General features: G+C 64.2%; 12 protein-coding genes. 5 read left to right on the forward strand and 7 right to left on the reverse strand.

Annotated elements, in window-relative coordinates; all coding sequences use genetic code 11:
• Positions 1-40: 40 nt before the first annotated feature.
• Positions 41-1,423: a M20/M25/M40 family metallo-hydrolase gene (locus GJ700_RS20570; protein ID WP_154377373.1), complete on the forward strand. Its 1,383-nt coding sequence runs from the start codon at positions 41-43 to the stop codon at positions 1,421-1,423.
• A gap of 13 nt (positions 1,424-1,436) precedes the next feature.
• Here the strand turns inward: GJ700_RS20570 and GJ700_RS20575 are convergent, their stop codons facing one another.
• On the reverse strand, positions 1,437-3,200 hold the full coding sequence (locus GJ700_RS20575) for an FAD-dependent oxidoreductase (protein WP_154377375.1): 1,764 nt from the start codon (positions 3,198-3,200) through the stop codon (positions 1,437-1,439).
• A gap of 129 nt (positions 3,201-3,329) precedes the next feature.
• Between GJ700_RS20575 and GJ700_RS20580 the strand changes: the two genes are divergently transcribed.
• On the forward strand, positions 3,330-3,890 hold the full coding sequence (locus tag GJ700_RS20580) for a GNAT family N-acetyltransferase (protein ID WP_154377377.1): 561 nt from the start codon (positions 3,330-3,332) through the stop codon (positions 3,888-3,890).
• A 69-nt stretch (positions 3,891-3,959) separates the two neighbouring features.
• Entirely contained in the window at positions 3,960-4,862 is a 903-nt protein-coding gene (gene cysM / locus GJ700_RS20585) for a cysteine synthase CysM (protein ID WP_154377379.1), read from the forward strand.
• Between the two features lie 48 nt (positions 4,863-4,910).
• Here cysM and GJ700_RS20590 read toward each other — a convergent pair whose 3' ends face one another.
• From GJ700_RS20590 to GJ700_RS20610, 5 genes are all read right to left on the reverse strand, one after another.
• Entirely contained in the window at positions 4,911-5,234 is a 324-nt protein-coding gene (locus GJ700_RS20590) for a hypothetical protein (protein WP_229507137.1), read from the reverse strand.
• 459 nt (positions 5,235-5,693) lie between these two features.
• On the reverse strand, positions 5,694-6,848 hold the full coding sequence (gene mltB, locus GJ700_RS20595; RefSeq protein WP_154377383.1) for a lytic murein transglycosylase B: 1,155 nt from the start codon (positions 6,846-6,848) through the stop codon (positions 5,694-5,696).
• Complete coding sequence (locus tag GJ700_RS20600) at positions 6,848-8,857, reverse strand: transglutaminase TgpA family protein (RefSeq protein WP_371868052.1); 2,010 nt, start codon at positions 8,855-8,857, stop codon at positions 6,848-6,850. Before GJ700_RS20600 ends, mltB begins: the two co-directional genes overlap by 1 nt.
• Complete coding sequence (locus GJ700_RS20605; protein WP_154377633.1) at positions 8,854-9,801, reverse strand: DUF58 domain-containing protein; 948 nt, start codon at positions 9,799-9,801, stop codon at positions 8,854-8,856. Before GJ700_RS20605 ends, GJ700_RS20600 begins: the two co-directional genes overlap by 4 nt.
• A gap of 102 nt (positions 9,802-9,903) precedes the next feature.
• On the reverse strand, positions 9,904-10,824 hold the full coding sequence (locus tag GJ700_RS20610; RefSeq protein ID WP_154377385.1) for an AAA family ATPase: 921 nt from the start codon (positions 10,822-10,824) through the stop codon (positions 9,904-9,906).
• 48 nt (positions 10,825-10,872) lie between these two features.
• On the opposite strand from GJ700_RS20610, the gene GJ700_RS20615 reads away from it, so the two are divergent.
• Positions 10,873-11,799 carry a histone deacetylase family protein gene (locus tag GJ700_RS20615; protein ID WP_154377387.1) on the forward strand — a complete coding sequence of 309 codons (927 nt, stop codon included), beginning with the start codon at positions 10,873-10,875 and terminating at the stop codon, positions 11,797-11,799.
• 48 nt (positions 11,800-11,847) lie between these two features.
• Positions 11,848-12,267 carry a VOC family protein gene (locus GJ700_RS20620; protein WP_154377389.1) on the forward strand — a complete coding sequence of 140 codons (420 nt, stop codon included), beginning with the start codon at positions 11,848-11,850 and terminating at the stop codon, positions 12,265-12,267.
• Here GJ700_RS20620 and GJ700_RS20625 read toward each other — a convergent pair.
• Positions 12,212-15,262 carry a hybrid sensor histidine kinase/response regulator gene (locus tag GJ700_RS20625; RefSeq protein ID WP_154377391.1) on the reverse strand — a complete coding sequence of 1,017 codons (3,051 nt, stop codon included), beginning with the start codon at positions 15,260-15,262 and terminating at the stop codon, positions 12,212-12,214. The genes GJ700_RS20620 and GJ700_RS20625 overlap by 56 nt on opposite strands.
• Positions 15,263-15,274 lie beyond the last annotated feature (12 nt).

Below are 15,274 nucleotides of genomic sequence, written 5' to 3' on the forward strand. Positions count from 1 at the left end.
CGCCTGCAGGCGCGGCGGCCTTCACGACAAGGACGACATCATGGCAACCATCAACACATCGCTGCCGGGGCTCGCCTGCGCACTGGCGGCAGGCATGGCAATCGCGGCGCCGGTACAGGACGCCGGGCCGAATACGGCGCGCCACCAGCCGCAAATCGACACCATCGTCAGCGACATTTCCCCTCAGCGCATTGAAGCGACGATCCGCAGGCTGGTGGGTTTCCACACGCGCCACACGATGTCGGAAACGGAATCGGACACGGTCGGCATTGGCGCCGCGCGGCGCTGGATCAAGAATGAATTCGAGCGCTGCAACGCGGCCAACGGCGGCCGCCTGCAAGTGGCGTTCGACAGCCACATCGCGCCGGTGTCGCGCCGCATCAGCCGCCCGACGGAAATCGTCAACGTGGTGGCGACCTTGCCGGGGACGCAGGCCGGCAGCGCGGAACGCATCTACGTGGTCAGCGGCCATTACGATTCGCGCAATACCGATGTGATGGATGAAAAGGGTTACGCGCCGGGCGCCAACGACGATGCGTCCGGCACCGCCGCCGTGATGGAAATGGCGTGCGTGATGTCGAAGTACAAATTCGACGCCACCATCGTCTTCATGACGGTGGCGGCGGAAGAGCAGGGGCTGTTGGGCGCCGCGCACTGGGCCGAACAGGCTAAACAGAAGAACCTGAACATCGCGGGCATGTTCACCAACGACATCATCGGCAGTTCGCGCGACGAACATGGCAAGGTCGACGACAGGCAAGTGCGCCTGTTTGCGGAAGGCATCCCGGTCGAGAAGGACATGAGCGAAGCGGTGCGCGCGCTGGTGCTGACGGGCGGTGAAAACGACACGATTTCCCGCCAGCTGGCGCGCCACGTGAAAGAGCAGGGCGAGCGCTACGTCAAGGGCTTCAAGGTCAGCGTGATCCAGCGCCGCGACCGTTACCTGCGGGGCGGCGACCATATGCCGTTCCTGGAGCGGGGCTATGCGGCGCTGCGTTTCACGGAACCGAACGAAGACTTCAACCACCAGCACCAGAACGTGCGCACGGAAAACGGCGTGACGATCGGCGATCTGCCCGAGTACAACGATTACAAGTACATCGCGAAAGTCGCCCGCGTCAACGCGGCCGCACTGGCGACGCTGGCGCTGGCGCCGGCGGCGCCGCAAAAAGTGCAGATGCGCACGGCGCAGCTGGAAAACGATTCCACGCTGGTATGGCAAGCCAATACGGAACCCGACCTGGCCGGTTACCGCATCGTATGGCGCGACACTACGGCATCCGACTGGCAGGGTTCCCGGTGGGTGGGCAACGTGACGGAAGCGAAGATCCCGCTGTCGAAGGATAACTATTTCTTCGGCGTGCAGGCGGTGGACAGGGACGGCAATGCCAGTCCCGCGACGTATCCACTCCCGCTGAAGTAACTGTGGCGGGCGGTTAGCGGTCCTGCGGCAGATTGGCCAGGAAGGCATGGATCTGCGCCACCACCGCCGCCCCTTCCCCCACGGCCGCCGCCACCCGCTTGGTGGAATTGGCCCGCACGTCGCCGATCGCAAATACGCCCGGCACCGACGTCTCCAGCGCGGCCCGCACCGGCAAGTCGGGCGGATAGACGCCGGTGTTGAAATTCGCGCGGCACTGTGCCTTCGTCACGTCAAACCCGGTGCGGATAAACCCTTTGCTGTCGACGTCGACGCCGCAATCGTGCAGCCAGCCGGTATTCGGGTCGGCGCCGATGAACAGGAACACGTGGCGCACCGGGTAATGGCATTCTTCGTCGCTTTCGCTGCAGCGGATGCTGACGTGCTGCAAACCGTTTTCGTCATCGCCCGTGAGCGCCGTGATTTCACTGTGCGTGTGCAGTTCGATATTCGGCGTGGCCTGGATGCGTTCGATCAGGTAGCTCGACATGGTGGCGGCCAGTCCCGGGCCCCGCACCAGCATGTGCACCTTGGCCGCATGGCCGGACAGGAACACGGCGGCCTGGCCGGCGGAATTGCCGCCGCCGACCAGCACGATTTCTTCCGTCTTGCACAGCTTGGCCTCGATCGGCGACGCCCAGTAATACACGCCCCGTCCCTCGAACTGTTTCAAGTTGGGCAGGTCAGGGCGGCGGTAGCGCGCGCCGCACGACAGCACCACGGTCCTGGCCTGCAAGCGTTGCAGGCTGCCGCACATTTCCACTTGCAGCGGATAGGTGTCGCAAATCAGCCGCCCGGCCGGTGCCGGAATGGCGATTTCCACGCCAAACTTTTGCGACTGCACGAAAGCGCGTCCTGCCAGAGCGCCGCCGGAAATCCCGGTCGGGAAACCAAGGTAATTTTCAATCCGGGCCGATGCGGCGGCCTGGCCGCCAAAGGCGCGCGTTTCCAGCGCCAGCACGGACAGGCCTTCGGACGCCGCATACACGGCCGTCGCCAGTCCCGCCGGTCCGGCGCCCACCACGATCACGTCCCACACCTTGTCGGACGACAGTTCGGGCAGCATGCCGAGGCAACGGCCCAGTTCCACGTTGGTCGGGTTCTTTTTCACGCTGCCGTCGGGGCAGACCACCAGCGGCAATTCCTCGGGCCGGGGGCGATAGTGTTCGCACAGCGCGGCGGCTTGCTTGTCGGTTTTCGGATCGAGCACCGTGTGCGGATGGCCATTGGAAGACAGCCAGCTTTGCAGGTTGTGCAGGCACGAATTGCCGGGCGGGCCCACCAGCACGGGGCCGCCGGAATTGACTTCGATCAGGCCCACGCGGCGCAGGATCAGCGCACGCACGATGCGCTCGCCCAGTTCCGCTTCCGCGATCACCAGCGCGCGCAGCTGGTCGGACGGGATCACCAGCACTTCCACGTCGCCCACGGCATCGCCGTTGACGAGGGACGGGCGGCCCGACAGTTGCCCCACCTCGGCGCCGAATTCGCCGGGACCGTGTTCCACGATGGGCGAGGTATTGCCCAGGCCATCGTAGCGGCTGATCGCGACTTTGCCCTTCAACACCACCATCATGCCGAAGCTGGTGCGGCCCGCTTCATACAGCCGTTCGCCGTCGTGGAACTGGCGCACGGTACCGAAGCGGTGCAGGCGGCGGACTTCGTGGTCGTTCAGTTTGGGGAACATCTGGTGCCGGCGCGACGCCAGGTTGCCAGGGACTGCGGCGACGGGATCGAGGGAAGACTGTTCAGGCGTGAATTCTGTGCTGTCGGTGGCCATGGCGGTTTGGTGTCAGAGGTGGAGGACATAGTTCACATTCCACGCACAGTCTAGCGTAAATACCAGGGGCGGGCCCCATTTTTCCGGCCCGCTGCTACAATCGATAGCCACGATTTCCTGAAGGCCGTTATGCCCGCAGACAGCAGCCACCACCCCAGCATCCGTCCCGTTGCGCCAGACGAGTTGCCGGCCTTTTTCCGCTACCTGAACGACCATTTGAAAGACAATGGCTTGAATGGCGCACCGCTGTTCCAGCCGCTGCCGCGCGAACGCTCGTCCTTCCCGCAAGATAAGGAAGCCGCCTTCACGCGCGGCATGCGCACGCCGGTGGGCGATGCGGGCTGGCGCCGCGCCTGGGTGGCGCAGGGCACGGATGGCATCCTGGGCCATATCGACTTGCGCGCACGGCCGGAAAACGGCGCCGCGCACCGCGCCCTGCTGGGCATGGGCGTGCACCGGCTGGCGCGCCGCCGCGGACTGGGCGGCGTGCTGATCGCCTCCGCGCTGGCGTGGGCCCGCAGCGCGACGTCGCTGGAATGGATCGACCTGGAAGTGCTGAGCGTGAATGAGCCGGCGCTGGGGCTGTACCGCAAGGCCGGTTTCCGCGTCACCGGCGAAATCTCCGACATGTTCCGTATCGATGGCGAACAGTTGGCGTACACCCTCATGTCGCTGAAGCTGAGTCGATAAACAGGGCTTCCGGCATAGTTGCCCGTCTCGGATTACAATGGTCGTTTTGCTGTTAACACACGGAAGACGATGGCTTACAAGACAATTGCCGATACGATCGGCAACACGCCGCTGGTGCAGCTGGTGCGCATCCCGGGCGCGGATGCGGCAGCGCGCGGCAATATCATCCTCGGCAAACTGGAGGGCAATAATCCGGCGGGTTCCGTCAAGGACCGCGCCGCCATGTCGATGCTGCGCCGTGCCGAAGAGCGCGGCGACATCAAGCCGGGCGACACGCTGATCGAAGCAACGTCGGGCAATACCGGCATTGCACTGGCCATGGCGGCCGCGATCCGTGGCTACAAGATGCTGTTGCTGATGCCGGAGAACCAGAGCGAAGAACGGCGCCAGGCGATGGCGGCGTACGGTGCGCAAATCCTGCTGACGCCGAAGACGGGCGGCATGGAATATGCGCGCGACCTGGCCGAGCAAATGCAAAAGGATGGCAAAGGCATCATCCTCGACCAGTTCGGCAACGGCGACAATCCGCGCGCGCACTATGAAACGACCGGACCGGAAATCTGGCGCGATACCGAAGGCAAGGTCACGCACTTCGTCAGCGCGATGGGCACCACCGGCACCATCATGGGCGTGTCGCAATACCTCAAAGAGCAGAACGACGCCGTGAAAATCATCGGCGCGCAGCCGGAAGAGGGTTCGCAAATCGCCGGCATCCGCAAATGGCCGGAAGCGTACCTGCCGAAGATTTACGACAAGGCGCGCGTGGATCAGATTGAATATGTGACGCAGGCTGCTGCGGAACGCATGGCGCGCCGCCTGGCTGCGGAGGAAGGCATCTTCTGCGGGATTTCGGCAGCAGGCGCCTGTGAAATTGCCTTACGGGTATCGCAGACCGTGGAAAATGCCACGATCGTATTCGTCGTGTGCGACCGCGGTGACCGCTATCTGTCTACCGGCGTGTTTCCGGCGTAAGCTGATTCCCCTCCCCGCAAGGGGAGGGATTCAGCCAGCGGCTGAAAATCAGCCCTGGTTTTGCGAACCGCCCGGGGTTTCGCCTTCTTTTGGTTTGAACTGCTTGTCGCTGATGCGGAACTTGTTACGGCGGTCGCCCATCAGGTAGCGCAGGTCACGGATCGACAGGTCGCTGACTTCGTGCATGCGGATCAGCAGCGAAGCGCCCACCGGCAGGCGGTGGTGGCGGATTTTACTGATGACCGGCGGCGCCACTTCCAATGCGCGCGACAGGGCGGCATCGTTTTTCAGGCGCAGGTTTTCGATCAGCGTGTCGAGCAGACGATTCGGGTTGTACTGCAGCAGGTCATCGCCTTCCGAATCGTTGTTCATATCAATTCCGACTTGGTTTGTCATGATTCGTCTGTTCCTTCTGTAAAGTTTGGTCCTGCAAAGTTGAAACACTCGGAGCCTGCGGCCATGTTCCTCCTTACTTGGGAACGTTTACACACGGACGGAATTCCGAAATAACAAGTTTCATAATATATACACAATTGTACAACATCAAGCAAATCAATACTCACGAGCAATAAAACTAACACTGTCTCATGTTGTCGGACTGCAACAATGTGTGAGAATTAACGCATGATGCTTGTGGTAGCATGTCTAAGCAGATCCCGCATCCGCATTTGTCTTTTGGACAAAGTTGAGTATACGGCAAAAAGCGTTGTCATTGCCACACGATACATAAAGTGCCGTGTTTCCAAGTATCAACTATACAATAGCTTCCACTGGGCAAGATTTCAAGCCAATTTACGCAAGCTTACACGTGTGCAACTTTGCGACACATGCTCAGGAAGTGCCCCCACGGGCCGCCCGGATGGCGCGCCCCAGTTCCACCACCGACATGGCATAAAAATAGCTGCGGTTATATTGCGTAATGGCATAGAAGTTATTGGTCGCCAGCCAGAATTCCGTCGCTTCGGCGCCATTTTGCAAATCCACCAGGCCGAACTGCATTCCCGGCGGTAAAGAGGATGTGGTGACGATGCCGTCCGCCATCAAGTCTTGCTGGCGGAATTTTGCTTCCAGGCCCTGGTTGATGTACTTGTTCCATTGGCCGCTGGACGAGACCGTGGCGGGATACGCCAGCGGTCCCGGATCATCGCGGCGCCAGCCATGGGCGACCAGGAAGGCCGCGACGCTGCCGATCGCGTCGATGGCCGAGCTGCGCAAATCAATCTTGCCGTCGCCATCGAAATCCACCGCATATTTCATGATGTTGCTGGGCATGAATTGCGGCAAGCCCACGGCGCCCGCATAGGAGCCCAGCAGCGAGAAGGGATCGATACCGGCCTGGCGCGCATAGACCAGCGTGCTTTCCAGTTCCTGGCGGAAGAATTCCATCCGGGTGGCGCGCTGCGGCGCCAGCGGGTACGCGAACGCCAGGGTGGTCAGCGCATCCATCACCCGGAAGCGCCCGGTATTGGCGCCATAAATGGTTTCCACGCCGATAATGCCGACGATGATGTCCGCCGGCACGCCATACAGCGCTTCCGCGCGGGCCAGTGCGTCGCGGTTGTCGTTCCAGAAGCGCACGCCACCATTGATGCGGACCGGTTCGATAAACAATTGCTTGTACGCTTGCCAGTTCTTCGGCTTGCCGGGAGGCGCGGGTTTCATCAATTGCACCGCCGCATCCACGTAGCGCGCCTTGGCGATCGTCGCTTCCAGTTCCGCGCGGTCGAAACCCTGGCGCACCGACAAGTCGTCGAGGAATTGTTTGACTTCTTTCCACTGGCCGAAGTTGACGAATTCGCCGTCGTAGTCGATCGCGGCTTTTTTGGGCGCAGCCGGCGTTTTCTTTTTCGCCGTCTTGGCCTTGGCCTTGCTTGATTTGGCGGACTTGGCAGGGTGGTCCTGGGCCGCGTCCGACACCGAGGGCAGCGCCAGGCCGGCCAGCGCGGCGGCCAGTAAGAAGGAAGAGGTGCAAGTACGCAGTTTCATCAGTTCTTCTTTATCAACTCGTTCAGTAATGCGTTCAACGTGGCGGCGGACGCGCTACTCCTGGCGTCAGGCCGCCCATATTTGAGCTTGCCATACAATTCAAGGAAGCTGCGCATGGCAGCTTTCCCGGCTTCCGTTAATTCCATGTCCTGCAAGCGCAGCGCATAGCTGTGCGGCCCTTCATCCGGCAGGCGCTCGCGGCCCCGCTTCGCCATCCACTGGCAAAAAGCGTCATACGCGGCGTCGGCCGGGTCTTGCGTGGTGCGCCGGCGCATCCGGCGCAGCAACCATAGCAGCGCGGCAATCGCCGCGATACCCGCCGCGCCGCGCCAGTTGAAGAAGCCGAGGCTTAATTCTTCAAGGAAACTGCGCTGCCTGTCGGGATTGTAATCGAGGACCCATTGGTTCCACGCATTATTCAATGCATTCGCGCCAAAACGGAGTTGCGACAGCCACGAATCGGGATTGTTGCGCAAGCCGATCAAGCCGTCGAGGCCGAACGGCGCGGATTGCGGCAAGCTGCGTGCAAGGTTGTGTTCGATACGTTCCGGCGCCACGGCGGCGGTGGGATCGATACGCACCCAGCCCCGTTGCGGCAGCCAGATTTCCGCCCATGCGTGGGCATCGGATTGGCGCACCGTCAGGTAGCCATCGACCGGATTCAGTTCGCCGCCCTGGTAGCCGTTGATGACGCGGGCCGGGATGCCCATGGCCCGCATCAGCACGGTAAACGCCGCCGCGTAATGTTCGCAAAAGCCCGCGCGGGTGGTGAACAGGAAGTCGTCGACCGTGTCGCGGCCCAGCGGCGGCGGGGCCAACGTGTAGCGGAATTGTTCGCGGCGGAACATGGCCAGCACCGCCTGCACGGACGCGGCGGGATTGTCCGGGCGGCGCAGCGACTGCGCCAGTTCCAGCGCGCGGGGATTGTAGCCAGGTGGCAGGCGCAGCCACTTGACCTGGCGTTCCTGCGGCAAGTCGGCCTGCCACTGGTGATTGACCCATGCGCGGGCGCTGTAGCGCAGGCGCTCGTTGACCGGCTGGCGCGCCATCAACTCCAGTTCGTCGCTGGTGGCGACGCCGCCAGGCACGTCGATATCCGGCGCCGTCAATTCCAGGCTGAACAGCCAGCGCTTGCCGGTGGGTTCCAGTGTGATGTCATGGCGCAGCGCGTCGCCATCGACGGCAATGGTAAAGTCCCGCACATTTTCGCCCGACGCGTACAACAACCGGCTGTCGCGCGACCACGTCTTGCCGTCGAAGCCGGACAGCACGATGCCGCGCCAGTACAGCCTGGCCTGCGGTGGCGGCGCGCCAAAGAAGCGTACGCGGAACGCCACTTCTTCGGACAGCGCCAGGCTGGAAACGGAGCCGGGCGACATGGTGTCGGACATGCCGCTCTTGCCGCTGTGCGCATCGCCCGGCAAGCCCCATAGCGGGCCCTGGAAACGGGGGAAGGCGATAAACATGAAGATGGCCAGCGGCGTGGCGATCATGAAGATGCGGCCGGTTTCGCGCAGGCGGCGGCCCAGCGGCGGCACGGCGCCCGTGTACTGGAACGTCATCAGGGTGGCCAGCAGCACCACCACGGTGGCGGCCATCAGCGCCGCCATCCAGATCGCCTGCGTATAAAAGAACGTTGTCAGCAGCAGGAAAAAACTGAGGAAAATCACGACGAACAAGTCGCGCCGCGCATGCATTTCCAGCAGCTTGAAGGCCAGCAGCAGCGCCAGCATGGCGACACCGGCGTCGCGCCCCAGCAGCGTGCGGTAGCTGGCGTACACGCCCGCCATGGCCGCCAGCGACACGGGCAGCAGCAGCCACAGCGGCGGCATGCGCTTGCCGCGCCACGTGATGGCGGCGCGGCAGGCCAGGGTGGCCAGCACCACGGCGCTGGTCCACAGCGGCAAATGGCCCATGTGCGGCGCCAGCACCATCAGCGCGGCCGCCAGCAACAGCAAGGTATCCGCTTTATCGCGTGGCAAGTCGTTCAGGCGCGACACCAGGCTCACGTGGTCTCCTCGCCATACAGCGCCAGCGCTTGCAGGCAGGCGGCGCGGTGCGCGTCGCCCAGGCCGGGGCCCAGCTCGCGGCCGGCCAGCCGCAGCGCATACGGCAGCGCCCGCGCTTCCGCTTCCAGCACCCAGCGCGTCAGCCGCGACAGCCGCATTTCCACGTCCAGATTGGGTGGCAGCGCCATGAAATCCAGCAGGATGTCGGCCACCGCCCCCCCTTCGAAATGCTTGGTCGTCAATTGGCCGCCGATGGCCGGATCGAGCCTGGCGATATGGCGCCACGCCAGCTGGCGCATGGGGTCGCCCGGCTGGTAACTGCGGATGCCTGCGAAGTTGTCCAGCCCCACGGCGCCATGACCGTCTTCACTGGCGGCGCCGCTCATGGGCAGCGGTGGCGCATCCGTTTCCGGCGCGGGGTAGACCAGCACGCGCAAGTCCGGCTGCCAGTAACTCCACGAGCGGAACAGACCCAGCGGAAAGCGCGTGACGAGCCGCACGCGGGGCGCCGCCAGCCAGCCGCGTCCTTCCGTGGCGGCGGACAAGGTCACGGCGCCGCTGGCGCCGGACGGAACATCGATGGCGTGGCGCGGTTCGCCGTCATGCAGGAAGCCCAGCAGGATGGCGTAGCGGTCGCGCGGCGTGTCGTTGTGCACGTGCAGTTCGAATTGTGCTTCCTGGCCGGAAAACACGGGTTGGGCGCGGCCCGGCACGAGGCGCAGCAGCGCCAGGTTTTTCGCCGTCATGACCATGTCCGCCACCGCGCAGGCGCCCGTGAAAAACGTCAGCGCAAAGCCCAGCCCCAGCGAATAATTGATGGACCCGATCAGCATCACCAGCAGCAAGCCCGTGAAAGCGAGGCCGGGGCGGGTGGGCACGATAAACACGCGCCGCATGACCAGCACCACGTGGCCCGGCTCGCGCTCCTTCAGCTGGAACAGCATGGAATTGACGAGGCGGCGCAGTGGCCGGGCGACAGGGGCGGCCAGGTGTTGCAGCGGCCCCAGCCACCGGTCCAGTTTCCTGCGCGCGGTGGCCCCCATCGGCTACACCGGAACGGATTTTTGCAGCTGCAGCACCAGGTCGCGGCTGGCCAGCGCCACGCCATGCGCCGCCTTCAACGGCCGCAGGCGGTGCGCGCAGACCGGCACCAGCACCGCCTGCACGTCTTCCGGCATCACGTGGTCGCGGCCTTCCAATGCCGCCCAGGCCCGCGCCGCCTGCAGCAGCGCCAGCGCCGCGCGGGGACTCAAGCCTTCGGCAAAGGCGCCGCTCTGGCGCGAAGCCTGCGCCAGCGCTTGCACGTAGGTGGCCAGCGCGGGCGAGACGTGGATCTCGCGCAAGCTGCGCTGCGCCGCCGCCAGTTCGGCCGGCGTCATGGCGGCTGGCAGGGATTTCAGCAAGGTGCGCCGGTCGTCGCCCAGCAACAGCGCGCGCTCGGCGGCCGGGTCGGGGTAGCCCAGCGACAGGCACATCAGGAAGCGGTCCAGCTGCGACTCGGGCAGGGGAAACGTGCCGACCTGGTGGGTGGGGTTTTGCGTGGCGATGACAAAGAACGGTTCCGGCAGCGCGCGCGTGACGCCATCGGCCGTCACCTGGCGCTCTTCCATGGCTTCCAGCAGGCCGGACTGGGTTTTCGGCGTGGCGCGGTTGATTTCATCGGCCAGCAGCACTTGCGTGAAGATCGGGCCGGGGTGGAAGACGAAGCTGTTTTTTTCCCGCTCGTAGATGGAAATGCCGGACACGTCGGCGGGCAGCAAGTCGCTGGTGAACTGGATGCGGTTGAAATGCAGGCCCAGGGAAATCGACAGCGCATGGGCCAGCGTGGTCTTGCCGACGCCCGGCACGTCTTCCACCAGCAGGTGGCCGCCGGCCAGCAGGCAGGTCAGCGCCTGCCTGACCTGCAAATCCTTGCCGACGATAATCTCGCAAACCTGGCGTGCAACTGCATGCAGTTTTGTGTACATGGGTTTATTATCCGGAGAGGAGACATGCATCAACAATATTCATCTTACATGACTACAGCAATTTATAGCCACCCGGAATGCTTGCTCCATGAAATGGGGGCATGGCATCCCGAGTCGCCCGCACGCCTGCAGGCGATCCAGGACCAGCTCATCAACTCGCGCATCGATACGCTGGTGGAGCAGCGCGAGGCGCCGCTGGCCGACTTGTCCGACATTGCCCGCAACCACACCGCCGGGGCGATCGCCATCGTGCGCGACAATATCCCGCCCGTGGGCGAGCATTATCCGATCGATGGCGACACGTCGCTCAATGCCCACAGCTGGCGCGCCGCGCTGCGGGCCGCCGGCGCCGCCGTGGCGGCCACCGACGCCGTGATCGACGGCGACATCGGCAATGCGTTTTGCGCCGTGCGCCCGCCGGGCCACCATGCACGGCCGTCCGAGCCGATGGGTTTTTGCCTGTTCAATAATGTGGCGATCGCCGCCAAACATGCGCTGGACGTGCGCGGGCTGGCGCGGGTGGCCATCCTCGACTTCGACGTCCACCATGGCAATGGCACGGAAGAAGCGCTGCTCGACGAACCGCGCGCGCTGATGGCCAGCTTTTACCAGCACCCGTTTTATCCGTACACGCCGCCGCGCCCGGAAACGCCGAACCGCGTCAACGTGCCCGTTCCCGCCCGTTCCGGCGGCGACGTGGTGCGCCAGCTCGTCATGGATAAATGGCTGCCCGCGCTGCATGCCTTTCAGCCTGAAATGATCTTCATCTCGGCCGGCTTCGACGCCCACCGCGAAGACGACCTGGGCGGCATGAGCCTGGTGGAAGCCGATTATGCGTGGATGACGGAGCAGATCATGGCGGTGGCGAAGCAGTATGCAAAGGGGCGCATCGTCAGCTGCCTGGAAGGTGGCTACAACTTGTCCGCGCTGGGCCGCAGTGTGGCGGCCCATGTGAAGGCGCTGGCGGAACTGTAGGAGCCTGCCACGGGAGCCGCGCTGGCGGGTTGATCAAGGAGAGTGCCGATGGCCATACAGCTGGACCACTTCATCGTTCCCTGCCGCGACCAGGTCGGCGCGGCGAAACAACTGGCGGAATTGCTGGGCGTCGCGTGGGCGCCCACCACGCTGGGACCGTTTTCACCCGTCTTCATCAACGATGGCCTGACATTGGACTTCCAGCAGACGGAAGAAGTGTACCCGGTCCACCATTTCTGCTTCCGTGTCAGCGACGCGGAATTCGACGCCATCCTGGCGCGCCTGAAAGCGGCGGATATTCCTTACCGCGCCAATGTGTTCGGCCCCATGGACCGGCAAATCAATACCATGCTGGGCGGGCGCATGGTGTACTGGAATGAGCCGGAAGGGCACCAGTGGGAAATGCTGACGGTCAGCTATGCGCGGCCACCGGCGGATACTGCGCCAGCAACGTCGCCACCGCGCTGACAGCCGGCGGCAGCGCGGCCAGCACGGCCTCGGCCTGCGCCCGCGCGGCGGCATCGAGCGCCGCGCCAGGCGCCGCGTTGCGTCGCACGGCTTGCTCGGCTTCGCCGGCCAGCAGCGCCAGCCGCTCCGCGCCGACCGTACCGGCCAATCCTTTCAGCACGTGCAGCGGTGCGCGCGCCGCCTGCGCGTCGCCCGCATCCAGCGCATCGCGCAACTGCCGCTGTAACTTGTGCGTTTCAGCGCCGAAGCTGCGCAGCGCCATCTGGTAGACGGGCAGCAGCCCGCCCAGCTGGCGCAGCGCGGCTTCACTGTTGAGGGCTGCCGCGTTATCCCCGGGCGTCGGCGCGGCTGTCGCCGCTGCGGCTGTTGCCACCGTTGGCTCAGCCGCCACGGACTCCGGTGCAGCCTTGCCTTCCGTATGCGTGAGCAGCACCTGCACCAGCGTGGCAAAGTCGAACGGTTTGCCCACGTGGTCCACCATCCCGGCCGCCAGCGCCGCATCGCGGTCCGACTGCATGGCGTTGGCCGTCATGGCGATGATGGGGGGCGGTGTGCGTCCCTGCCGGCGCAGGCCATCGAGGATCAGGCGGGTGGCGGCATAGCCATCCATGTCCGGCATCTGGATATCCATCAGGATCGCGTGCGGCAATTCCGCCGCCTCCATGACGAGTTCCACCGCGTCCTGGCCATTGCCGGCGACGTCGACCTGCGCCCCTTCATAGGTCAGCAATTCGCACGCCACTTGCTGGTTGGTGGGATTGTCTTCCACCAGCAACAGCCGCAAACCGCGCAGGCGCAGCAGGGACGCCGGCGCTGGTGCGGTTGCCGGCTGGGCCGCATGGTCGTGGCGCGCCATGGCGTCGGCCACCGAATCGAACAGCATCGACGCCGTCACCGGTTTGATCAGCACGCCGTCGAGCACCGGGCGCTGCTGGCTTTCCTGCTGCGCCTGGCGCAGTGCCAATGGTTCGCGGTCGTGCGCCGTCACCATCAGGATCAGCGGCGTATGTTCGGCCGGCAGCAATTCACGTAGTTGCACGCTGGTGTCCCAGCCATCGAGCAGCGGCATGCGCCAGTCCACCAGCAGCACGTCATACGGCTTGCCGGCGCTGCGCTGCATCACCAGTTTCAGCGCATCGAGGCCGTTGTCCGCGGTATCCACGCGCCAGCCGAACGATTCCGCCATGGCCGCCAGCGCCTGGCGCGCGCCCGCATGGTCGTCGATCACCAGGCATTCCAGGCCCTTCAGGTCGGCCGCCCGCAACGGCGCGGCGGCCGGGGGCGTTGCGGGGTCGAAGGCCACGGTAAAGGAAAACTGGCTGCCCGCGCCAAGAGTGCTGGCCACCGACAGTTCGCCGCCCATCAGGCGCACCAGCCGCTGTGAAATCGCCAGCCCCAGGCCGGAGCCGCCGAAGCGCCGCGCGGTGGAGGTCTCCGCCTGGCTGAAGCCGTCGAAGATATGGCGGCACTGTTCCGGCGCGATGCCGATGCCGGTGTCGCGCACGGTAAACGTCACGCACGTGCGGCCACTGTCCGGTGCGCAGCCGTCCACGCGCACGGTCAGCGTCACTTCGCCTTCGGCCGTGAACTTGATGGCGTTGCCGCACAGGTTCAGCAGCACCTGTTGCAGGCGCAGCGCGTCGCCCAGCAGCCAGTGCGGCAATTGCGGGTCGACGTCGAACACGATTTCCACCGGCTTGGCGCCGGTGTAGGCGGACAGGATCACGGACAATTCGCGCAGCAGACGGTCCATGCTGAACGGTACCTGTTCCAGTTCCATCTTGCCGGCTTCGACCTTGGAAAAATCCAGGATATCGTTGAGCAGCCCCAGCAAGGTACGCGCCGCCGCTTCCGCCTTGGCCGTGTAATCGCGCTGCCGCACATCCAGCGCGGTGTGCTGCAGCAGTTGCAGCATGCCCAGCACGGCATTCATCGGCGTGCGGATTTCATGGCTCATGTTGGCCACGAATTCCGATTTGGCCCGTCCCGCCGCCAGCGCCTGGTCCTTCGCTTCGATCAGTTGCTCGACCATGCGGTGCTGCCGCCGCAGCGACTGGCGCGCGCCCAGCAGCAGCACGGCCGACAGTGCAAACAGCGCGGCCAGGAACAGGACGGCACTACGCACTTCCGTGCGCCATGGATCGAGGAAATCGTCGCTGGACAAGCCCACCACGACATAGACGGGATAGTGCCCGATGCGTTCCAGGCTGACCACGCGCTGCAAGCCGTCGCGCACGCTCTCGGTGACATAGGTGGCATGCTGGGCCCCGGATTCCAGCGCGGCGCGGGTTGGCGCCGACAGTGGCACTTCGGTACCCGGTACGATTTCCGCCACTTCCGGGAACCGGTGCAGGATGCGGTGCTGGCTGTCCAGCAAGGTGATGACGCCATGCTTGCCCACATTCATCGATGCAATGACGTCGGAAATCGTCGTGGTGGTCATGTTGACGTAGGTGGTGCCGCCGAAATTGCCGTCCGGCAATGTCATCGCATATATCAACGGCAACACCCAATCGCCCGTGATGCGCGATTTGACGGGAACCCCGAAGACCAGGTCGCGCTCGACTTTGGCGCGCTGGTAAAACTCGCGGATACCGAGGTTCTGGATTTTCGAATGATCGATGTCTTCGCCATAGATGACCTGGCCATCGGCATCGGAACCCCGGATCGAACGCGCATGGGGCACCCGTTCTTTCAGCGAGCGCAGGAAAGCGCTGAATTCAGCGGGATCGAAACGGTTTTGCGCGTGCAGCAAGCGGAATTCGTCGGCCGCGCGGCGCACCGTCAAGTCCACTTCGTGGAAATGCCCGCGCAGGAAGTTTTCCAGCGCAATGGCCAGGTTGCGCGACTGTTCTTCCGCATTGGCGTAATAGCGCGCGCGGCTTTGTTGTAACGTATGCAATACGAACCCGGCCACCACGATGAAAACCACACACACGGCGGCCGCCAGCCCGCCAAACAGGCGGCGCGATTGCTGCGAGGTGAGTAATTTCATTGGAAAGCAATA

The sequence above is a fragment of the Pseudoduganella rivuli genome (assembly GCF_009674485.1).
Classification (GTDB): domain Bacteria; phylum Pseudomonadota; class Gammaproteobacteria; order Burkholderiales; family Burkholderiaceae_D; genus Rugamonas; species Rugamonas rivuli_B.